The following is a 22,062-nucleotide window of genomic DNA, read 5'->3' as shown; positions in this document are numbered from 1 at the left end:
CGTGGCGCGCAGGAAGGGGCGCAACGTCGACGGCATCCTGCTGCTCGACAAGCCGCAGGGGCTCAGTTCGAACCAGGCGCTGGGTCGGGTGAAATACCTCCTCGGGGCGCGCAAGGCGGGCCATACCGGCGCCCTGGATCCACGGGCGACCGGGCTTCTTCCACTGTGTTTCGGGCAGGCGACCAAGGTGTCCGGCTGGCTGCTGGACGCGGACAAGCGTTATGTGGCTGTCGCGCGGCTGGGTGTGGAGACCGACTCGGCGGACATGGACGGAGAAATCCTTGCCGAGTCCCCGGTTCCCGCGATCACGGACGAGGATCTGGCGCGGCTGGAACGCGGTTTCACCGGCGATCTGGAGCAGGTTCCCCCGATGGTCTCGGCCCTGAAGAAGGACGGCCGGCGGCTGTACGAGCTGGCGCGCGAAGGGGTGGAAGTGGACCGTCCGCCGCGGCCGGTGCGGATCCATTCGCTGAATATCGAACGGCTGGCGGATGATCGCCTGCGGCTGGAGGTGCATTGCAGCAAGGGCACCTATATCCGGTCGCTGGTGACCGATATCGGGGAAGCCCTCGGCTGCGGTGCGGCGGTTGAAGAGCTGCGGCGCACCGGCCACGGGGCCTTCGCGGCCGACGCCATGTGGACCCTGGAAGCCCTGGAGCAGCGTTTCGAGGAGGGCGGTGCAGCGGCGATCGAGGCCTGTCTGCTGCCGCCGGAGGCCGCCCTGTCCGGCTGGCCGCAGCTCCATCTGGGTGCCGCCGGAGCGGCGGCACTGCGCCACGGGAATCCGGCGGGAGCGGAAGCGGTGAGCGAGCGCATCGCGGGTGTCTCGCCGGCTGCGGACGAACCGGAAGCGGGCGGGGTCCTGGTACGCCTGCACGGGCCCGCAGGCGAATTTCTCGGCGTGGGGCTGGAGGCCGGGGACGGCACGATTCGCCCGCGGCGTCTGTTCGTCACCGGCTGAGGCCCGCTGCAACCGACCTCATTCGCGGCGATACGCGGGCACCGGGTCCGCGATCAGCGCGGCCAGCTTCTCCGCCGACATCGGCCGCGCGAGGAGATACCCCTGGGCCTCGTTGCAGCCCTCCCGAATGATCAGGTCGCGCTGGGTGGCGGTCTCGACGCCCTCGGCGATGACCGTCAGCCCCAGCTTGTGACCCATGGCGATGATGGACGCGGTGAGGGCGGCATCGGCGGGGTCGCAGTCCGCCCCCTGCACGAACGAGGCATCCACCTTCAGCCGTTGCACCGGCAGGCGCTTGAGATAGCTGAGCGACGAATAGCCGGTACCGAAGTCGTCGATCGCCAGCTGTACGCCCATTGACCGCAGTTCCTCCAGGGTGGCGATGCCGCGCTCGGCGTGGTCCATGACGAAGCCCTCGGTGATCTCCAGCTCGAGCCTGTGGGGGGCCAGCCCGGTCTCGGCGAGCACCGACCGCACGTCCGTGACGATGTCGCCGAACAGCACCTGGTGGCCGGAAACATTGACCCCGATCCGGCCCAGACGCGCCGGTCCCCATTCGCGCGCCCGGCGTACCGCTTCGCGCAGCACCCAGCGGCCAAGCAGACCGATGGTGCCGTTTTCTTCCGCCACCGGGATGAATTCCGCCGGGCTGATCATGCCGAACTCCGGATGGCGCCAGCGGACCAGGGCTTCGGCACCGGCCAGGCTCTCGCCGGGCAGGTCCCACTGCGGCTGGAACACGACCTCCAGCTCGTCGCCCTCGATGGCTCGTCGCAGCCCGGCCTCGATCGCCAGCCGGCGCTGGCTGGCGTCGGTGAGGTCGGCGGTGTAGAGCTGCACGTTGTTGCGCCCGCGTGCCTTGGCGCGGTACATCGCCGAGTCCGCGTTGCGGATCAGCATGTCCGGGGTTGCGGCGTCGTCGGGGAACAGGCTGATGCCGATGCTGGCGCCGATGAACAGCTCCTGACCGGCGACGTGGAACGGCGACTCCAGTGCACGCAGCAGCTCGTGTGCGACGCTGGCGGCGTCCTCCGCGGTGGCGATGTGTTCGGTCAGCACCACGAATTCGTCGCCGCCATGGCGCGCAATGGTGGAGTGCCGGTCGATGGCGCCCAGCAGGCGCCGGGCGACCGCTTCCAGGAGCTCGTCTCCGCGATGATGGCCCAGACTGTCGTTCACGTACTTGAAGCCGTCCAGGTCGACGAACAGTACCGCCAGGCGCTCGTCGTGGAGTCGGCAGCGTTCAATCGCGCGCGCCAGGCGCTGGTCGAGCTGGGTGCGGTTGGGCAGGTCGGTGAGCGGATCGTAGTTGGCCAGATGACTGACCCGGCGCCGGGCTTCTTCGCGGCTGGTCACGTCGCGGGCGACGCCGAAGATGTCCACCACCCGGTCGCCGTCATAGCGGACCCGCGCGTTGAGCTCCAGGACCACCCGTTCGCCGGAAACGTCGGTGACCTCGGCGCGTGCCGGAGGCAGGTCGGCGTCGCTGCCGCCGTCGATCGGCACCGCGGTGCCCTCGAGATAGGGCAGGAAGGGTTCGACCAGCGCGCGCAGGGTGGTCTCCGGCAGGCGGTCCATGCTGCGGCCGAGGACCCGCTCCACGCCGGGCGAGATGTAGCGCGCCCGACCCGAGCGGTCGAAGCGATAGACGAAGCCGCTGGCGTACTCCAGCAGATCCTCCTGCTCCTCGGACGCGCGCTCCAGGGCCTCGGACTGCGCCACCACCTGGCGTGACAGCGGCCGGATCACGCCGATCAGCCCCAGTCCCGACAGCAATGCCATGCCCAGGACCAGTCCGACCGGCAGCGCCAGGTGGGCCATCATGCCGGCGTAGAGTTCCTCCTCCGGTACGGCCATCGACAGCCCCCAGCCCGGGCGTACCGGCACCGCAAAGACCACCTCGCCGTCCGTGCGCTGCAGGGCCTGCGATCCTCCGCGGGCCTGCTGCAGTGCCGGGGCCACCGGGTTCCCGGCGCCGGTCGGCATCAGGCTCCAGGTGATGTCGTCCACCCGCAGCACCACTCCCTGCGGGCCCTCCAGCCAGGCGGCCTTGCCGCCCTCGGCGGCGGACTCCAGCACGCCGACCATGGCCTCGGCGGGGAACACCAGGATGTCGGCGCCCAGCCATTCGTCCTCGCGCGAGAGGATCGGCACCGCGATCATGATCCAGGCCCGGCCCTCCCAGTGGTCCCGCATGCGGGTTTCGCGCATTGCCGGGTCGATGTCCGGCCAGTAGATCGGGTCCGGGTTGGCGTCGCCCACCGCCAGTACCTGGCGGCCTTCCGCATCCAGGCGGATGATGCCGGCCGCGCCGGAGGGGCGCAGGGCATCTTCCAGTTTGTCGTGACCGAAGTCCTGCAGGTCTTCGAGATCGGTCGCGCCGCGATTGTAGGCGGCCAGTTCGTCGCGGATGCGGCTGCGGCTGGCGACCTGCCACGCGATGTCCTCCAGGCGGTCGAAATACTGCGCCACCGCCTGGCCGTGATGCTGCAGCGCGGCCTGCTGCGCCAGATCCGCGCGGTCGCGCGCCTGCTGATAATAGGCATGGGCGGTAAGGCTGGCCGCGATCAGGCCCAGCAGCAGCACCGCCAGTGCCAGCAGCAGGATGCGGGCCTGGAGCCGGCGGGTTTCCTGCGTGGTCATGACCGTCCCTGTCGGGGAGTGATGAAGTTCACAATATACCAGAATCCCCCGCGCGGCGGCCGTCGGCCCGTTCGCTGTTCACGCTGCTTGAGCGCGTGCTAACATACGCGCCTGTTCGCCAGCGCCACTGGCCACTCAGACAGACGGTTCAGGAATCAGGAGTCAGCCTTACATGTCGCTCACTACCGAAGAGAAGTCGGCCATCGTCGAGAAGCACAAGCGCGATGCCAACGATACCGGATCGCCCGAGGTGCAGATTGCACTCCTGACGGCGCGCATCCAGCATCTGATGGGCCATTTCGACAAGCACAAGCAGGATCACCACTCCCGGCGTGGCCTGCTGAAGATGGTCAGCCAGCGTCGCAAGCTGCTGTCCTATCTCAAGCGCAAGGACGTCGAACGCTATCAGTCGATCGTGAAGGAACTGGGCCTGCGCCGCTAGGCCCCGCCCCTCGGGCCCGCGCCACCGGTGCGGGCCCGTTTGTTTGGGCCCCTGTTCGGGGCATCGATTGCGGCCAGAACTTTACGGGGCCCGCCGTCCGCTGCAGCAAGGCGTCCGGTCGGCGGGCCCATCGGGAATCAAAGGGAAAACGGGAAATAACGTGTCATACAAGAAGTCGTTCCAGTACGGAAATCACACCGTAACGCTCGAAACCGGAGACATTGCCCGCCAGGCCAGCGGCGCGGTGCTGGTCAACATGGCCGAGACCGTGGTCCTGGTCACTGTGGTCGCCCGCAAGGAGGCCGACCCGGGGCGCGACTTCTTCCCCCTGACCGTCAACTACCAGGAACGGACCTACGCCGCGGGCAAGATCCCGGGCGGGTTCTTCAAGCGCGAAGGGCGCCCGAGCGAGAAGGAAACCCTGACCTCGCGCCTGATCGACCGTCCGATTCGTCCGCTGTTTCCCGAAGGCTTCAAGAACGAAACCCAGGTCATCGCAACGGTGGTCTCGATCAATCCCGAAGTGGATCCCGACATCCCCGCGATGATCGGTGCTTCCGCGGCGCTGGCACTCTCGGGTGTCCCCTTTGGCGGCCCCATCGGCGCCGCCCGCGTCGGCTACCGCGCCGGCGAATATCAGTTGAATCCGAGCTTCAGCGCGCTGGAGGAATCCGAGCTGAACCTGGTCGTGGCGGGGACCGAGAACGCGGTCCTGATGGTGGAGTCGGAGGCCAGCGAGCTGTCCGAGGAAACCATGCTGGGCGCGGTGATGTACGGCCACGAACAGATGCAGGCCGCGATCCGCGCGATCAACGAACTGGCGGCCGAGGCGGGGGAACCCGCCTGGGACTGGCAGGCGCCGGAGAGCGAGGCCTCGGTGGAAGAGCGCGTGGCCGCGGCCGCGCGCGACGAGCTGACCGAGATCTACCAGATCGCCGACAAGCAGACCCGCAGCCAGCGCCTGAGCGAACTGCGCAGCCGCCTGGTCGAATCCCTGGTGAGCGACGACGGTTCCGGCCCCGATGCCGACGCCGTGAAGAGCGCGCTGCATGATCTGGAATACCGCCTCGTGCGTGACCGCATCCTCGACGGCCACCCGCGCATCGACGGCCGCGACACGAAGACCGTGCGCTCGATCGACGTGAAGACCGGCATCCTGCCGCGGGCCCATGGCTCCGCGCTGTTCACCCGGGGCGAGACCCAGGCGATGGTGGTGGCCACCCTGGGCACGGACCGCGACGCCCAGGTGATCGACGCGATCGAGGGCGAGCGTCGCGACCGCTTCATGCTGCATTACAACTTCCCGCCGTACTGCACCGGGGAGACCGGTTTCGTCGGCTCGCCCAAGCGCCGCGAGATCGGCCACGGCCGGCTGGCCAAGCGCGGCGTGGCCGCGGTGATGCCGAACGACGAGGACTTCCCCTACGTGGTGCGTGTGGTCTCCGAAATCACCGAGTCGAACGGTTCCAGTTCCATGGCCTCGGTGTGCGGCACCTCGCTGGCGCTGATGGACGCCGGCGTGCCGCTGAAGGCCCCGGTCGCGGGCATCGCGATGGGCCTGATCAAGGAAGACGACCGCTTCGCCGTGCTCTCCGATATCCTCGGCGACGAGGATCATCTGGGCGACATGGACTTCAAGGTCGCCGGGACCTCGGGCGGCGTAACCGCGCTGCAGATGGACATCAAGATCGACGGGATCACCCGTGAGATCATGGAACAGGCGCTGGAGCAGGCGCGCGAAGGCCGGTTGCACATCCTGGGCTGCATGAACCGGGAGCTGGACACCCATCGCCAGGAGATGTCGGAGCACGCGCCGCGCTTCATCACCCTGAAGATCAACCCGGACAAGATCCGCGACGTGATCGGCAAGGGCGGCGCGACCATCCGTACCCTGACCGAGGAGACCGGCACCACCATCGACATCGGTGACGACGGCACGGTCAAGATCGCTTCCACCGATGCCGCCGCCGGCAACGAGGCGAAGCGCCGCATCGAGGAGTTGACCGCCGACATCGAGGTGGGGCGTCAGTACACCGGCAAGGTCGCCAAGATCATGGACTTCGGCGCTTTTGTCTCGATTCTGCCCGGCCGCGACGGTCTGGTGCATATCTCGCAGATCTCCGACGAGCGCGTGGAGAACGTCAGCGACTTCCTGTCCGAGGGCGACTCGGTCACCGTGCGGGTGCTGGAGGTCGACAAGCAGGGCCGCATCCGTCTGAGCATGAAGGCGGTCGAAGAAGACGCCTGAGGACGGGGCGGCGGGTTCGGCCCCCGGCCGGGCCCCGGTTTCCTTCGGGGACGACAGGCATGGATCTGGTCAGCATACGCAAGAGCTACCGGCGTTACGCACGGCACTACGACGCGACCTTCGGGCGGGTGTTCGCCACCGGGCGGCACAGCGCGCAGAAGACCCTGGCGCCGCTGGAAGGCAAACGGGTCCTCGAGGTCGGGGTCGGAACCGGTATTTCGTTTCCGGAGTACCCCGACGGCGTGGATCTGGTCGGCATCGACGTGTCGCGCGAGATGCTGCAGGTCGCGCAGGAACGCATCAACGGTGGTCTGCCGGGGGTGCGCGGGGTGGCCGAGATGGACGCCGAAGCTCTCGGTTTCCGCGATGACAGCTTCGACGCGGTGGTCGGGATGTACGTGGCGTCCGTGGTCCCCAATCCCGACCGCATGTTCGCCGAGATGTGGCGGGTGTGCCGCCCGGGCGGACAGATCCTGCTGGTCAACCATTTCGCGTCGCGGCAATGGCTGCTGCGCGGGGTGGAACGCAGCCTGCGGCCTCTTTCGCGGGCGGTGGGCTTTCGTCCGGACATGGAGCTGGACCACTTCGTGCAGCTGACCGGCTGCGAGCCCGAGGCGGTGGAACCCGCCAGCCTGTTCGGTTACTGGAAGCAGGTGGCGTTCCGCAAACCGGCCGGATAACCCGACCCCTCCGGCGCGCTTGCGCCCACAGGCCTGAACCCCTTAGGATCTTGCGGGAATCATCCCGTGCCCGCATGCGTGGCATGCCTACTCCGGGAAACCGCCGATGACTCAGCGTGACCAGGCCTCCTTCCAGTCCTTCCACTACCGGCTTTTGCTGCTCGTGCTGGCCGCCATCGTGCTGCTGGGCGCAGTGCTGGCGACCGTGGCGTATCAGATGCTGGAGGGCGAGACGCGCGAAGCGGTGCGCTCGGAAGTGACCTCTACTTCCGAGTCCACCGCACTCTACGTATCCCAGTGGTTTTCCTCCAATGCGCGCCTGATCGAGGGGCTGGCCGAAGAGGTGCCGGTCGGGCGCGATCCGCGTCCGGTGCTGCAGCAGTTCGAGCGCATGGGCGAGGTCGATCTGACCTATGTCGGTGACGCGCAGGGCGGCATGATCATGTCGGATCCCGAGGCTTCACTGCCGGGTGATTTCGACCCGCGTACGCGACCCTGGTACGAGGGCGCGCTGCTGAACGATGGTCTGTATATCACCGTGCCGTTCGAAGATGCCGCGCAGGACCGGCTGATCATCTCCATGGGCGCGCCGGTCTACCGCGACACCGGCGAGCTGCACGGGGTGGCGGCCGGGGACATCGGCCTGCAGGAGGTGGCTGCCAGCGTGGCCGGTCTGGATCTGCGCTGGGACGGCCATATGGTGCTGGTCGACGAGGACGGCATGGTGGTTGCCCACCCGGATTCCTCGCGGGTGCTGCAGCCGCTGGTGGGTGCCATCGAGGAAGGGGGCGGTTTCGACCCGCTGGACCCGTCGTACGAGGGTGAGCTGCGCGAGGTGGTGATGGATGGCGAGGAACGCCTGCTTCACGCCACAGCCATTCCCGGTACGGACTGGTACCAGGTCCTGAGCCTGGATCGCTCGGCCGTGACCGAACCGCTGCGCGATCTGCTCTGGCAGTTCGCCCTGTGGACCGTGGTGGCCGTGGTCCTGGTGGGAAGCGGCACGGCGCTGATCCTCAACCGGCTGGTGCGGGTGCGCCGGGAGCTGGAGAGCGAGATGAAGCTCGCACGCGAGCAGGCGGAGAGCGCCACCCGCGCGAAGAGCGAGTTCCTGGCCAACATGAGCCACGAGATCCGCACGCCGATGAACGCGATCATCGGCATGAGCCATCTCGCGCGGCGGACCGAACTGACCCCCCGTCAGCGGGGGTACATGGACAAGATCGACAACGCGGCCCAGCGCCTGCTCGGCCTGATCAACGACATCCTCGATTTCTCCAAGATCGAGGCCGGCAAGCTCGAACTGGAAGATGCCCCGTTCCACCTCGATTCCGTGCTCAACGGGGTCACCGACGTGGTCGGGCACCGGGCCGAGGAGAAGGGCCTGGAACTGGTGCATCACGTCGCCCCGGGGACCCCGCGGGACCTGCGCGGGGATGCCCTGCGTCTGGGGCAGGTGCTGACCAACCTGGTGGGCAACGCGGTCAAGTTCACCGAGCAGGGCGAGGTGGTGGTGAAGGTCTCCGCGGAGGCGGTGGACGACGGCTATGTCACGCTGCGGTTCTCCGTGCGCGATACCGGTCCGGGCATGAACGAAGAAGAGGCGCGCCGGCTGTTCCGTTCCTTTACCCAGCTGGATGCCTCGATCACCCGGCGCCAGGAGGGGACCGGACTGGGGCTGGCGATCAGCCGCCAGCTGGTCGAGATGATGGGCGGTGAGATCGGTGTGGAAAGCACGCCCGGTCTGGGATCGACCTTCAGCTTCACCGTGCGTCTGGCGGTCGAGACCGAGCCGGCTCAACCGGAACGTGCGTCCTTCTCACGCTCGCTGCGCGGCCACCGCGTGCTGGTGGTGGACGATTCCGCCGCGGCGCGCGAAACCCTGGCCGCCATGCTGCGGGACCTCGGTATCGACGCGGATACCGCCGCCGCCGGCCCCGAGGCGCTGCAGGTACTGGAGCGGGCGCCGGAGCAGGGCCTGGCATACGACATGGTCCTGACCGACTGGCGGATGCCGGGCATGGACGGACTCGAAGTCGCCCGCCATATCAATGCCGGCCGCAAGCGGCAGGTGCCATCGGTGCTGATGGTGACCGGCTTCAGTCGCGACGAGGTTCTGCAGCAGGCGGAGGAGACCGTGGACGGGATCCTGCTGAAACCGGTGACCGAATCCACGCTGCACGACACCATGGTCGAGCTGCTGCGGGTGGATGACGCCGAGCAGGCCCCGCGCGAGGCGGCCCCCGAGCCGGACGACGAAATGCCACGGCTGGACGGGGTCCGCGTCCTGCTGGCGGAAGACAACGCCATCAACCGGGATCTCGCCGTGGAACTCCTGGAGGACATGGGCTGCGAGGTCACCACGGTGGAGAACGGCCGCGAGGCGCTGAACGTCGTGCGGGCCGATGTGTTCGACGCCGTGCTCATGGATATCCAGATGCCGGAGATGGATGGCCTGACCGCGACCCGCCGGCTGCGGGAGGACCCCGCGCTCGCCCGGCTCCCGGTGATTGCGATGACCGCGCACGCGATGGCGGGGGATCGCGAGAAGAGCCTGGATGCGGGCATGAACGATCACGTGACCAAGCCGGTCGACCCGGAGGCACTGGCTCGGACCCTGGCGACCTGGGTGGCGCGTCATGCGGCCTCCGGCGGGACGGCCCCCGGGATGGACCGCGCACCCACGGAGGGCCGCGAGCCGGCGGCATTCGAGGCGGCGCCGGTCACGGATGGCGCCGCCGGGGAAACCGCGGCCCCCGCGCCGAGTGCCGGTGGCGGCGTGGACGGATTGCCCGACGAGCTGCCGCCGTTCGACCTGCCGGCGGCCCTGGCGCGCTGCAACGGCAAGGCGTCGCTGCTGCGGCGCATGATCCTCGGCCTCGAGGAGCGCTACCGTGATGTGGGAACGGAACTGCGCGGCCTGCTGGATCGGGGTGAGCTCGAGGACGCCCATCGCCTGGCGCACTCCCTGAAAGGCGTGGCCGGGTCGCTGGAGCTGCATGCCTTGCGGGATGCGGCCGAGGCGATCGAAGTCGAGCTGGCCGGCGGCGACATGCAGTCCGCCCGCGCGCGGCTGCCCGATCTGGAGTCGCATCTGGCCCCCGCCATCGAGGCCGCCCGCAGCCTGGACGCTGCCGACGGGGCTACGGGTGGTGCGCCGGAGGACGCTTCCGCCGGGCCGGTGGCCCCGACGGGCGGAGCCCTGCCCGTCCCGGCCCTGCAGGAGTTGCGGGCCCTGATCGAGAGCAACAATCTCCGCGCCCGGTCCGAGTTCCGTGCCCTGCAGGAGGGGCTGCTCGGTCGGGGGCATGACGCCACGGTGCGGGAACTGGAGGCCCGGATCGAGGAACTCGATTTCGAGCAGGCCCTGGCCGCCCTGGATCGGCTGCTGGAGCAGGCCGGGGAGGAATCATGAACAGCGCGCATCGGGCACGCATCCTGGTGGTGGATGACGAACCGGCGAACATCGAGCTGCTGGCCGGCATCTTCGAGGACGAGCACGAGGTGCTGTTCGCCACCAACGGACACAAGGCCCTGGACCTGGCGGCCTCGGCTCGGCCTGACGTGATCCTGCTGGACGTGATGATGCCCGGCACCGACGGGTTTCAGGTCTGCGAGTGGCTGAAATCGGAGCGTGCTACGGCGAGCATTCCCGTTATCTTCATCACCGGCGTGGGGGACACCGAGGGCGAGGCGCGCGGGCTGGAACTGGGCGCGGTTGACTATGTGAACAAGCCGATCAATCCCCCCGTGGTGAAGCTGCGGGTGCAGCATCAGATCGAACTGAAACGGGCCCGCGACCAGCTGACGCGCATGGCGGTCACCGATGGCCTGACGGGACTCGCCAACCGGCGCCAGTTCGAGGAGACCCTGGAGGGGGAGAACGCCCGGCTGGCCCGTTCCGGGGGGGAACTCTCGATCATCCTGCTGGACATCGACTATTTCAAGCCGTTCAACGACACCCTCGGTCATGTGCGCGGCGATGACTGCCTGCGCGAGGTGGCGCGGGTACTGGACGCGAGCGTCTCGCGCTCGGCCGATCTGGCGGCGCGGTACGGCGGCGAGGAATTCGCCTGCATCCTGCCGGATACGGCGCTGTCGGAGGCAGTCACCGTGGCGGAACGGGTGCGCGTCGCCATCACCGAGCTTGCCATCCCGCACCCGGCGTCCGAAGTGGCGGATCACGTGACCGCCAGCCTCGGGGTGGCGAGTCTGCAGTGCCAGCCGCGCCGCTCCGCGCTGCGGGTGGTGGCGCGCGCCGACGAGCAGCTCTACCGGGCCAAGGCCGAAGGCCGCAACCGGGTCTGCGCTGCGGACGGACCGGAGGAGTAAGCGGGGCTCAGGCGCGGGTGAACAGCGGCAGTTCGTGGCGCCGGGCGTTGGCGGCCAGGAAGCGGCCGCGCCCGGGCCAATCGGCCTCGAGGGCGTCGAGACACTGCGAGGCCTCGCCCGCCACCGTCGCCAGGAACACCTCCAGTTCGCGCGGGTCCACCCGCGGCGGACCGAAGGCACCGCCGCTTTCCGTCGGGTGCCAGAACAGCCGCGGCTGCCATTTGCAGCCCTGAATGCGCGGATCCTCGAACAGGGCCTGCACGCGTCGCAGTAGTTGCGGGTCGTGGTCGGCGCTCACGCTCATCCGGCCTGCCCGTAGCGGCGTTCGATGTAGGCCTCCACGCGGGCCTGGAAATCCTCGGCGATATGCTCGCCCTTGAGGGTCACGGTCTTCTCGCCGTCCTCGTAGACCGGCGCGACCGGCTGCTCCCCGGTGCCGGGCAGGGAGATGCCGATGTCGGCATGCTTGCTCTCGCCGGGACCGTTGACCACGCAACCCATCACCGCGACGGTCATCTCCTCGACCCCGGGGTAGTGCTGGCGCCAGGTCGGCATCTGCTGGCGGATGTAGCTCTGGATGTCCTGTGCCAGGTGCTGGAAATATTCGCTGGAGGTGCGGCCGCAGCCGGGGCAGGCCACCACCGAGGGCAGGAAGCTGCGCAGGCCCATGCTCTGCAGGATCTCCTGCGCGATGCTGACCTCCTGCGTGCGGTCCCCGCCGGGCTCCGGGGTCAGCGAGATACGGATGGTGTCGCCGATGCCCTGCTGCAGCAGGACGGACAGCGCGGCGGTGGAGGCGACGATCCCCTTGGCCCCCATGCCGGCTTCGGTCAGGCCCAGGTGCAGGGGGTAGTCGCAGCGCGCGGCCAGATCCTGGTAAACCCGGATCAGTGGCTGCACGCCACTGACCTTGGCCGACAGGATGATGCGGTCATGCGGCAGGCCGATGCGTTCGGCCTCGGCGGCGCTCTCCAGCGCCGAGGTGATCAGGGCCTGCTCCATCACCGCCTGGGGTTCCAGCGGCTCCGGGCGCTGCGCGTTCTCGTCCATCATGCGCGCCAGCAGTTCCTGATCGAGGCTGCCCCAGTTCACGCCGATGCGGACCGGACGGTCGAAGCGGATGGCGGTCTCGATCATCGCCTGGTATTGCGTGTCGCGCTTCGAGCCGCGACCGACGTTGCCCGGATTGATGCGCAGCTTGGCCAGGGCCTCGGCGCATTCGGGGTATTCGGTCAGCAGCTTGTGGCCGTTGAAGTGGAAGTCCCCCACCAGCGGCACGTCCAGCCCCATCGCGTCGAGCCGCTCGCGGATCTCCGGCACCGCCTTCGCGGCATCGGCCGAGTTGACCGTGATGCGCACGATCTCCGAGCCGGCGCGAGCCAGTTCGGCCACCTGGACCGCGGTGCGCAGGGCGTCGGCGGTGTCGGTGTTGGTCATCGACTGGACCACCACGGGATGCTCGCCGCCCACGGTCACGGGACCAACGCGGACGGGGACGGTGCGGTGCCGGACGGGAGGCGTGCTCATGGTCGTGTACTCGCGTGCTGGGTCGGGCCGGATCGGGTGCCGAGTCTAACGCAGTCGCGCGGGCCTGCCGAGCCGCCGCAGGCCGCGCGGGTGCTTGTGCGGCGGTGATGCCCGTTACAGGCCCAGCACGGCCACGGCCACGCCGAAATAGATCAGGATGCCCCCGATGTCGACCACCGAGGTGATCAGCGGCGCGCTGGCCACCGCCGGGTCCAGCCGCAGGGCGGTCAGGGCAAACGGCAGGAGCATGCCGAACATCGCGCCGAACACCACCACCAGGAACATGCCCAGGGCGATGGCGTTGGCGACCTCCAGCGAGCCCAGCCAGTTGCCGGAGAGCCAGATGGCGGCCGCCAGGGTCACGCCCAGTGCGGTCGAGACCAGCAGTTCCTTGCCCCCCAGGCGCCAGGCGTCGCGCAATCGGACATCGTTGACCGCCAGCGAGCGCACCACCAGGGTCGCGGCCTGCGAGCCGGTGTTGCCGCCGGTAGCGATCACCATCGGCAGGAAGAAGACCAGGGCGACCACTGCCTCGATGGCCGCCTCGTAGCGGGCGATCGCCAGCCCGGCGAAGATGTTGACCACCACCAGGATCAGCAGCCAGCCGATGCGCTTGCGGTACAGCAGGCCCATGCTGGCGTCGCGCAGCGACAGCACCACGTCGCCCACCGCGGCCATGCGGTGGAAGTCCTCGGTGGTTTCCGCGCGCAGCACGTCCATGACGTCGTCGACGGTGATGATGCCCAGCATGTGGCCCTGGTCGTCGACCACCGGCAGCACGTTGAGGTCGTAGTGGCTGATGCGGTGGGCCGCCTCCTCGCGGTCCTCCTCGGCGGTGATGCTGGCCACGTCGGTGTGCATCAGGTCGGCAACCCGCGCGGAGGCGCGTGCCAGCAGCAGCTCCTTCAGCCGCACCCAGGCCAGCAGCTCGCCGGCCGCGGTGGTCACGAACACCGTGTTCACGGTCTCCGCCACCTCGTGGTGGGCACGCAGATGCTCCATGGCCTCGCTCACCGTCCATTCGGGCTGCACGGTGACGTACTCCGGGGTCATTACGCGCCCGGCGCTTTCTTCCGGATAGGCCAGCAGCGAGCCCACGGCCTCCTGGCTCTCCGCCGGGAGGGTCTCCATCAGGGAGTCGGCATGCTCGTCGCCCAGGCCGTCGATCACCGCCACCGCATCGTCCAGCGAAAGGGCGGCGACCAGGTCCGCGGCCTGCTGCTCGTCCAGCGCGGCCAGCACCCGGGACTGATGATCGGGCTCCAGGTGCGCGTACACCGGCGCGGCGCAGGCTGGCTCCAGACGCTGGAAGAAGGCGACCGCCTGATCCTCGGGCAGGGTCTCCAGCGCATCCGACAGGTCGGGCGCCGCATGCGCGTTGCAGATCGCGTTCAGCGGGCCGTCGGAGCCCTGCTCCAGGGCGGTGCGCAGGGTGTCGGGGAGGTTGTCGATGTCGTGATCGGTCGGACTCATGCGGATTCCCCTCAGGCCGGCGTGGCAAGGCCGAGCATGGCCACGGCCAGCGAGAAATAGATGGCGATGCCGCCAAGGTCGGCGATGGCGGTGACCAGTGGCACGCTGGCGGTCGCGGGGTCGAGCTTGAGGCTGCGCAGGATGACCGGCAGCAGCATGCCGACCATGCTGGCGAAGGCCACGATCAGGGTCATCGCGACCGCCACCAGCACCGCGATCTCCATGCCGCCGCGCCACAGACCCAGCAGCGATACCGCGATCCCCATGCTGACGCCGATCCCGGTGGCCACGCCCAGTTCCTTGGCCCACAGGCGCAGCCAGTCGCGCGTGGTGACCTCGCCGGTGGCCATCGCGCGCACCATCAGGGTCGAGCTCTGCGCCCCGGCGTTGCCGCCGGAGTCGATGATCAGCGGCAGGAAGAACACCAGCACCGCCACCGCCTCGATGGCCTCCTCGTACTGCGAGATCATCAGGGCGCCCAGGGTGTTGAACGCCACCAGCCCCAGCAGCCAGCCGACCCGCTTGCGATACAGCAGGAACGGGCTCGCCTGGCGCGGACTCAGCGGGAGGTTGCCCACCGAACCCAGCTTGTGGAAATCCTCGGTGGACTCGGCCTCGATCACGTCCATGACGTCGTCCACCGTGACCACGCCCAGCAGCTCGCCGTTGTCGCCCACCACCGGCAGGCTCTCGATGTCGTAGTGCTGGATGCGCCGCGCGGCCTCGACGCGGTCGGCGTCCACCTGCACGGTGTAGGGCGATTCGTCGTCGATCAGGCTGCGTACCGGGCTGTCGGGCTCGGCGCGCAGGAAGCGCCGGATGGGGATGGCGGCCAGCAGGGTGCGGTCATCGTCGACCACGAAGATCACGTTGTTGGAGTGTTCGTCACCGGTGCGCCGCACATGGGCCAGTGCGCGCTTGAGCGTCCAGTCCGGGGCCACCGCGACCACCGACGGCGACATCACCCGGCCGACCGAATCCTCGGGGTAGTTGAGCTGCTTCAGGGCACGGCGGATGGCGCGGAACGGCAGCAGGCGCAGGTATTCGCGCAGGCGTTCGGCGTCCAGGGTCTGCAGCAGCGCGGTGAGGTCGTCGGTCTCCATCTCGGAGAGCAGAAAGCGCGCATCCTCGCGTGACGACGCACCCAGCAGTCGCAGCTGGAAGGGGATGTCGAGATAGGCGAAGACGTCGGCCTTGCGCCCGGGATGCAGCCGGTTGAAGATCGGGGTAACGGCGTCCGCGGGCAGCTCCATCAGCGCATGTGCAATGTCCTGGATGCGCATGTAATCCAGCAGCTCATCCAGGCCGGCGCGGTCGTCCAGCCGGACCAGTTCGCGCAGTTCGATGATGGACTGTTCGAGGTTGTGTTCCATGCCCTGCTCCCGGCGGTCGCTGGCGGATCACCGGCACGCGCGGCGCGGTGACGACGAAGGACCGTCGTAATCGGATTTCCAGGACGGGGCAGATCGCAGGATCCGGCCGCCTCCCGGCGCTCTTGTGTCATGAGGCCCGGCGGCAGCGGCGGAGAAGGGTGCGCAGTGCTTACGGCCGGGCGACGATAGATCGACAGCGTGTTCGGCGTTTCATCATGCGTTCCCTTGTGGCAGGTCCCGTTATTCTAACGGATCCTCTGTTCCACTCAAGTGCTTGCGTGCGATGCTTGCACCGGTTTGAGCACTCGCGCGAACCTTCGGGGCTGCGCCCGGTCGCTTGTTTGACCCCGTCTGGAGCCGAGCATGTCTTCGTCGCCGTCCCCATCCGCTGCCCCGTCGCAGGATCCTGTTCTGAACGTGGCCGCGCTGACGTTCGTCTATCCCGGCGCGCCGGAGACGCCGGTGCTGCGCGGGGTGGATCTGACGCTGGCGCCGGGGGAACGGGTGGCGATCGTCGGCGAGAGCGGTTCCGGCAAGTCCACCCTGCTGCACCTGGCCGCGGGGCTGGAGCACCCGGGCGAGGGCGAGGTGCGGCTGGCGGGCACTTCCCTCGGCGCCCTGGACGAGGCCGGCCGCACGCGACTGCGCCGGCGTGTCGCCGGCATCGTGTTCCAGTCGTTCCACCTGATCCCGACTCTGGATGCGCGCGAGAACGTGATGCTGGCACTGGAGCTGGCCGGGCTCCCCGATGACGTTTCCGGCCGCCGGGGGCGGGTCGCGGAGCGTCGCCGGCGTGCGGACGCCGCGCTGGCGGCGGTCGGCCTGGAAGGGCTGGGCGGACGCCTGCCCGAAGCCCTCAGCGGCGGGGAACAGCAACGCGTGGCCATTGCCCGCGCGCTGGTGCACCAGCCGGCCCTGATCCTGGCCGACGAACCGACCGGTAACCTCGATTCGGTCACCGGCGAGTCGGTCTTCTCGCTGCTGCTGGAGCAGGTGGCCACGCATGACAGCGCCCTGCTGCTGGTGACCCACAGCGCGGAACTGGCCGGACGCCTCGACCGCATTTACACCATGCGCGACGGCCGCCTGGAGGGTGCCGCAAGGCCATGAATCTGGTGTGGCGGGCCTGGATGCGGGACTGGCGGCGCCGTCCCCTGCAGCGGGTACTGACCCTGCTGGGGGTGGTGATCGCGGTCGCCGTGGTGCTGGCCGTGGATCTGGCCAACCAATCCGCGCAGCGGGCCTTCGACCGTTCCATGGAGACCGTGGCCGGTACCGCCACCCATCAGGTGCTGGGGCCGCCACAGGGATTCGCCGAGGCCGTGTATGCGGAGTTGCGCACCGCCGGCCAGCGGGAGACGGCGCCGGTGGTGGAGGGGGCCGCGCGGCTGGAAGATGGCCGCAGTATCTACCTGCTGGGCGTGGATCCGTTCGCCGAGGGGCCGTTCCGCGGCGGCGCCTCGGACATCGGCGCGGCACCCGTGCAGCGGCTGCTGAGCGAGCCCGGAACGGTGCTGCCGCCACGCCAGTGGTTCGCCGAGCAGGATGCGGCGGATGGCGACCGGGTCGAACTGCGGGCAGGTGGCGGGCGCCACGCGGTGCGGGTGCTCGCGGCCGACGGCGCCGGCGAGGACGACGGGCGGGTGTGGGTGACCGACATCGCCACCGCCCAGATCCTGCTGGGGCGCGACGGGCGCCTCGACCGCATCGACCTGCGGCTGGAGGATGCCGAGGCGCAGCGGGCGATGGAACGCGCGCTGGAGCAGGCCGCCGGGGCCGCGGGGGTGAACCCCGAGGAGCTGGAGATCGTCGCGTCCGGGGCACGCGATCAGGCCTCGCGCGAGCTGGCTCGGGCGTTTCGCATCAACCTGACGGCGATGAGTCTGCTGGCGCTGCTGATCGCGGCGTTTCTGGTCTACAACACCCAGACATTTTCGGTGCTGCGCCGGCGCGAGGTCCTGTCCAGCCTGCGCCTGCTGGGGGTGGGACGCGGTCGGGTCGTCGCCGTGGTCCTGCTGGAGGCCGCGCTGGTCGGACTGATCGGGACGCTGCTGGGGGCGCTGGCCGGGGTCGCGCTGGCGCAGGCGTTGGTTGCACAAGTGGCGCAGACCGTCACCGATCATTTCTTTGTCGCGGCCGTTACCCAGGTCACGCCCCGCCCACTGGCGCTGCTGGCCGTGCTGGTGCTGGGCGTGGGCGTGGCGCTGCTGGCCGCGCTGGCCCCGGCACTGGAAGCGGCCCGCCACGCGGGCCCCTCAGCGCAGGGGGCGGGGGGTGGCGAGTTGCGGGCACGGCGGCGGGTGCAACGCGTGGCGGCGGCCTCCCTGATCCTGCTGGCGGCCGGGACGCTGATACTGATCAGCGCACTCGGCGGGCTGCCGGGGGCGTTCTTCGGGCTTTTCCTGCTGATCGCCGGGTTCGTGTTGCTGCTGCCGTGGATCCTCGCGTGGGCGCTGCGCGGTCTCGCCGTCGCCAGCGCCGGTCGGACCCTGACGCGGATCGGGTTGCGCAGCCTGGAGCGCAGTCTCTCGCGCAGTGGTCCGGCCGTCTCGGCCCTGACCCTGGCTCTGGCCGCGACCATCGCGGTGTCGGTGATGGTGGGCAGTTTTCGCGGCAGCGTGGAGCAGTGGCTGGGGCAGGCCCTCACCTCCGATCTCTATGTCACTCCGGTCGCGCCGGCCGCGGCACGGGAGTCGGCGCGGCTGCCGCAGGACTGGGCCGGGCCGCTGTTGAGCGAGTCCGGGGCCGAATCGCTGAGTACCGGTACCACGGTGGAGACCGGCAGCGACGCGGGTCGGGTTGAACTGTTCGTGGTGCGGCCGCACCACGACTGGCTGGAACACCTGCCGCTGCTGGAGATGGATGGTCCCCGGGACGGGCTGGCAGACCGTCTGGCCGCCGGCGACGCCGTGCTGGTGACCGAACCCTTCGCCGCCCACCACGACCTGCAGGCCGGCGACGGCCTGGAGCTGGCGGTGCCGGGCGGACGCCGTGCGTTCACGGTCGCCGGGGTCTACCGCGACTACGCGACCCCGCAGGGGCGGGTGATGATCCCCCATGCGGCCTATGCCCGGGACGGGCCGGCACCGGAGGGCGTGGGTTCGTTCGGGCTGGTGCTGCCGCCGGACGCGGATCCGGAGGCCGCGGTCGAGCGTCTGGAGGCGTGGCTGGCACAACGCGAGCCGGCGGCGATCGTGACCCGGCCGGAAGCGCTGGAACGGGAATCCATGGCGATCTTCGACCGCACCTTCGCGGTGACCCATCTGCTGCGGGTCATCACCCTGGTGGTCGCCTTCATCGCCATCCTCGGCGCCCTGATGGCCCTGCAGATGGAGCGCGCCCGCGAGTTCGCGACGCTGCGCAGCCTGGGGCTGGAGCCGCGGGGCGTGCGCGGGCTGGTGCTGCTGCAGGGCGGGGTGCTCGGGCTGTTCGCGGTGCTGGCGGCGATCCCCGCGGGACTGGGCATGGGCTGGATCCTGATCGAGGTGATCAACCGTCAGGCCTTCGGCTGGGGCATGGACCTGCGCTGGCCCGGGCGTGAGGTCGCGGGCACCGTGGCCGTGGGGATGGTGGCCGCGCTGCTGGCGTCGTTGTGGCCGGCCTGGCGCATGGCCCGGATGCGTCTGCTGCCGGCGTTGCGGGAGGTGACCTGATGCGGGGCATGCTGCGAGCGGGGCTGCTTGTGCTGTTGCTGCCGGGTGTGTGGCTGGCGGGCTGTGGCGGGGAGCCGCCGGACCCCGCGTCCGACGAAGAGGGGACCGCGCTGCGCGTCGCCGATGCCCTGGGCGAGGAGGACGTCGAGGGCTTTCGCCGGGCCGAGGAGCCGCGCGCGTTCGAGTTCCCGCGGGATCATGGGCCACATCCGGGGTTTCGCAACGAGTGGTGGTATCTGACCGGCAATCTGGAGGGCCCCGACGGCGGCCGCCACGGGTTCCACATCACCTTCTTCCGGGTGGCGCTGGCGCCGGAGCTGGAGGGCGACCCGGCGTTTCACGGGTCGAGCTGGGCCACGCCGCGTCTGTGGATGGCGCATGCCGCGATCCTCGACGTGGAGGGCGACTGGCATGCCTCGGAGGAGCGCTTCGCCCGGGATGCCGCCGGGCTGGCGGGTGCCAGCGAGCCGGTGGGCCGGGTGTGGCTGGAGGACTGGGCGCTGACCGGCCTGGCGGGCGACACCTGGGATCTGCAGTTCACGGTGGACGGGCGCGAACTGGAACTGGAGCTGAAACCGGAGCGCGCCCCGGTGCTGCAGGGCGAGGCAGGGCTGAGCCAGAAGGGGCCGGAGCCGGGCAATGCGTCCTACTACTATTCCGTCCCTCGGATCGCCGCGCGCGGCACCCTGCGCGATGCGGACGGGGCGGAACGGGCGCTTTCGGGGCAGGCCTGGCTGGACCGCGAATGGAGCAGCGGCGCCCTGGCCGAGGGCCAGATCGGCTGGAACTGGTTTGCCCTGCAGTTCGACGACGGGACCGACCTGATGTACTACCAGCTGCGGCGCGATGACGGCACGCCCCATGAGCTTTCGAAGGGCCGCTGGATGCCGGCCGATGCCCGGGATCACGAGCTGCGCCCGGAACACGTGGAGCTCGAACCGCTGCGGCATGCGCGCATGCCTTCGGGAAACCGCTATCCGGTGGTGTGGGCGATGACGGTCACGCCGCCGGATGGCAGCGCGCCCCGGCGTTTCCGTGTGGAAGCGGTGCGGGAATTTCAGGAAATGGATACGGTCATTCCCTACTGGGAAGGCGCGGTGGACATCCGTGACCGGGAGGGCGAGCTCCTGGGCCGTGGCTTCGTGGAACTGACCGGCTATGAACGCGAGGACGAGGAATGAACGGAATGACCGGTGGCAACGCGGATGCCCTGCGGGTGAAGGTCTGGGACTGGCCGACGCGGGTGTTTCACTGGGGACTGCTGCTGTGTCTGGTGGGCCTGTGGTACACCAGCACCGAATTCATGCTGTTCCGGTGGCACAAGTGGCTGGGCTACACCGTGCTGGGGCTGCTGCTGTTCCGCATCGTGTGGGGCTTTGTCGGCAGCGAGACGGCGCGTTTTCGCCACTGGCTGGCGGGGCCGGTGACGGTCGCGCGTTACGCGTGGGGCCGGCTGCGCGGCACGGCTCCCGAATACCTCGGCCACAACCCGCTGGGTGGCTGGGCGATCCTGCTGATGCTGGTGCTGCTGCTGGTGCAGGCGGTGACCGGACTGTTCGCCAATGACGACATCTTCAACCAGGGGCCGCTGGCCGATTCCGTCAGCCGCGACGTCGAACGTACGATGACGCGGCTGCACAACTGGAACTTCGATCTGTTGCTGATCGTGATCGGCATCCACGTGCTGGCCGTGTTCACCTATCAGTTCATCCTGCGGATCCGCCTGATCGGCGCGATGATTACCGGCTACAAGCGCGGGGCCTGGTCGGACCACCCGCACATCGCGAACCCCTGGTTCGGGCTGGTGCTGGCGCTGATGGTGGCCGCACTGGTGTTCGGGGTCGGGTCCGTCTGGGGGTAACCGGTTGCGGGAGCTTGCTTGCAAGCGAACGGGCTGCTGGTGCCCGTGCTTGATCGCTGCCGCGGGCCTTGAGCTGGCGCTGCGGAGTCGGCGGTTTTCGGCTGCCGCCGGGGGTGTTGCGCTCTCTCGCGAGCGCGCCGCGAGGTCCTTTCTTGCTTGCCCAGGAAAGGACCCAAAGAAGGGCACCCGGAGCTCGCCCGGGAACCTTGCTCCGGGCGCCTCGCGCCGGAAACAAGGCGCCGAACTCGCGAAGCTGCGCTTCGCTCGGACATCCGGCGCCTTGTTTCCGGCGCGAGGCACCCTCCGCAAGGGGCTCGCAACGGGAGGGGGTAAACCGGAGGCGTTCCGGCCATCGGTGCCCCGGTCCCGACCCGCTTCATCGCGGGGCGCCCGAATCGTGCGTTTCCTGGTTCCTGATGCAAAGGCGGCCCGGTGCACCAACGGGTTCAAGCTTTGGTACGGGCCTTCGTAGAGCTCATTTCCGTCCATCCTCGCAAAGGAATCGCGTGCGGGCAGGGGCCGGCCCCCAAGCCCTGATGGAAGAAGGTCATGCGGCTCAGCAGGGCATGCCCATGGCCCTACCCGGGCACCCTCCCGGTGCCGGGTGTGCAAAGGTGGCTGTGGGAGGCGAGCCCTCTCGCCGATCCGGCACGATCCTGTTCTCGGCCGGGCCGTTCACGGCCCCGGTCTGCCCGCCTGGCGGAAAAGGAACGGACGGTGGTCCTGCGGCCCCGTTTGCCGCACCGAGCGCAGAGGTCGGGCGCGGGATAATAAGGCGCTGCTTGTCTGAGCGAAGCGCAGCTTCGCGAGTTCAGCGCCGCCCGCGACCGGCCTCGGAGCGAGGGAATCCCGGGCCGCGTCAGCGGACC

The 22,062-nt window shown here is 69.3% G+C and carries 15 protein-coding genes; 10 read left to right on the top strand and 5 right to left on the bottom strand.

Annotated elements, in window-relative coordinates:
• Position 1: 1 nt before the first annotated feature.
• Complete coding sequence (gene truB, locus F620_RS0100385) at positions 2–961, top strand: tRNA pseudouridine(55) synthase TruB (protein ID WP_019021186.1); 960 nt, start codon at positions 2–4, stop codon at positions 959–961.
• Between the two features lie 18 nt (positions 962–979).
• Here the strand turns inward: truB and F620_RS0100380 are convergent, their stop codons facing one another.
• Positions 980–3,604, bottom strand: a complete 2,625-nt coding sequence (locus F620_RS0100380; RefSeq protein WP_019569073.1) for an EAL domain-containing protein — start codon at positions 3,602–3,604, stop codon at positions 980–982.
• Positions 3,605–3,776: 172 nt separating this feature from the next.
• Between F620_RS0100380 and rpsO the strand changes: the two genes are divergently transcribed.
• From rpsO to F620_RS0100355, 5 genes are all read left to right on the top strand, one after another.
• Positions 3,777–4,046, top strand: coding sequence for a 30S ribosomal protein S15 (rpsO, locus tag F620_RS0100375; RefSeq protein WP_018869942.1), 270 nt, complete (start codon positions 3,777–3,779; stop codon positions 4,044–4,046).
• Between the two features lie 160 nt (positions 4,047–4,206).
• A complete protein-coding gene (gene pnp / locus F620_RS0100370; RefSeq protein ID WP_019569072.1) occupies positions 4,207–6,294 on the top strand; it encodes a polyribonucleotide nucleotidyltransferase in 2,088 nt (695 codons plus the stop codon).
• Between the two features lie 59 nt (positions 6,295–6,353).
• Positions 6,354–6,974, top strand: coding sequence for a class I SAM-dependent methyltransferase (locus tag F620_RS0100365; RefSeq protein ID WP_018869940.1), 621 nt, complete (start codon positions 6,354–6,356; stop codon positions 6,972–6,974).
• Positions 6,975–7,080: 106 nt separating this feature from the next.
• A complete protein-coding gene (locus F620_RS0100360; RefSeq protein WP_019569071.1) occupies positions 7,081–10,389 on the top strand; it encodes a response regulator in 3,309 nt (1,102 codons plus the stop codon).
• Positions 10,386–11,306 carry a diguanylate cyclase gene (locus F620_RS0100355; protein ID WP_019569070.1) on the top strand — a complete coding sequence of 307 codons (921 nt, stop codon included), beginning with the start codon at positions 10,386–10,388 and terminating at the stop codon, positions 11,304–11,306. Before F620_RS0100360 ends, F620_RS0100355 begins: the two co-directional genes overlap by 4 nt.
• Positions 11,307–11,313: 7 nt before the next feature.
• Here F620_RS0100355 and F620_RS0100350 read toward each other — a convergent pair whose 3' ends face one another.
• The 4 genes from F620_RS0100350 to mgtE (F620_RS0100335) all read right to left on the bottom strand — a co-directional run bounded on the left by F620_RS0100350 (position 11,314) and on the right by mgtE (F620_RS0100335) (position 15,679).
• Positions 11,314–11,610, bottom strand: coding sequence for a hypothetical protein (locus tag F620_RS0100350; protein WP_019569069.1), 297 nt, complete (start codon positions 11,608–11,610; stop codon positions 11,314–11,316).
• Positions 11,607–12,833 carry a flavodoxin-dependent (E)-4-hydroxy-3-methylbut-2-enyl-diphosphate synthase gene (ispG, locus tag F620_RS0100345; RefSeq protein WP_026331263.1) on the bottom strand — a complete coding sequence of 409 codons (1,227 nt, stop codon included), beginning with the start codon at positions 12,831–12,833 and terminating at the stop codon, positions 11,607–11,609. Before ispG ends, F620_RS0100350 begins: the two co-directional genes overlap by 4 nt.
• A 114-nt stretch (positions 12,834–12,947) precedes the next feature.
• Positions 12,948–14,306: a magnesium transporter gene (gene mgtE / locus F620_RS0100340; RefSeq protein WP_019569067.1), complete on the bottom strand. Its 1,359-nt coding sequence runs from the start codon at positions 14,304–14,306 to the stop codon at positions 12,948–12,950.
• Between the two features lie 11 nt (positions 14,307–14,317).
• Positions 14,318–15,679 (bottom strand): magnesium transporter, encoded by a 1,362-nt coding sequence (mgtE, locus tag F620_RS0100335; RefSeq protein ID WP_018869934.1) that lies wholly within the window; start codon positions 15,677–15,679, stop codon positions 14,318–14,320.
• A 417-nt stretch (positions 15,680–16,096) separates the two neighbouring features.
• Between mgtE (F620_RS0100335) and F620_RS0100330 the strand changes: the two genes are divergently transcribed.
• Genes F620_RS0100330 through F620_RS0100315 form a run of 4 tightly spaced genes read left to right on the top strand, consistent with a single transcriptional unit; the run spans position 16,097 to position 21,193 of the window.
• A complete protein-coding gene (locus F620_RS0100330) occupies positions 16,097–16,789 on the top strand; it encodes an ABC transporter ATP-binding protein (RefSeq protein WP_019569066.1) in 693 nt (230 codons plus the stop codon).
• Complete coding sequence (locus F620_RS0100325) at positions 16,786–19,332, top strand: ABC transporter permease (RefSeq protein ID WP_019569065.1); 2,547 nt, start codon at positions 16,786–16,788, stop codon at positions 19,330–19,332. Before F620_RS0100330 ends, F620_RS0100325 begins: the two co-directional genes overlap by 4 nt.
• Positions 19,332–20,513: a lipocalin-like domain-containing protein gene (locus tag F620_RS0100320; RefSeq protein WP_019569064.1), complete on the top strand. Its 1,182-nt coding sequence runs from the start codon at positions 19,332–19,334 to the stop codon at positions 20,511–20,513. Before F620_RS0100325 ends, F620_RS0100320 begins: the two co-directional genes overlap by 1 nt.
• Before the next feature lie 5 nt (positions 20,514–20,518).
• The gene (locus tag F620_RS0100315) at positions 20,519–21,193 is read left to right on the top strand and encodes a cytochrome b/b6 domain-containing protein (protein ID WP_018869930.1); all 675 of its coding nucleotides are present in this window, start codon (positions 20,519–20,521) and stop codon (positions 21,191–21,193) included.
• Positions 21,194–22,062 lie beyond the last annotated feature (869 nt).

This window comes from Thioalkalivibrio sp. ALE11, from assembly GCF_000381205.1.
GTDB lineage: Bacteria > Pseudomonadota > Gammaproteobacteria > Ectothiorhodospirales > Ectothiorhodospiraceae > Thioalkalivibrio.
This window is presented reverse-complemented; position numbering and strand designations above follow the sequence as displayed.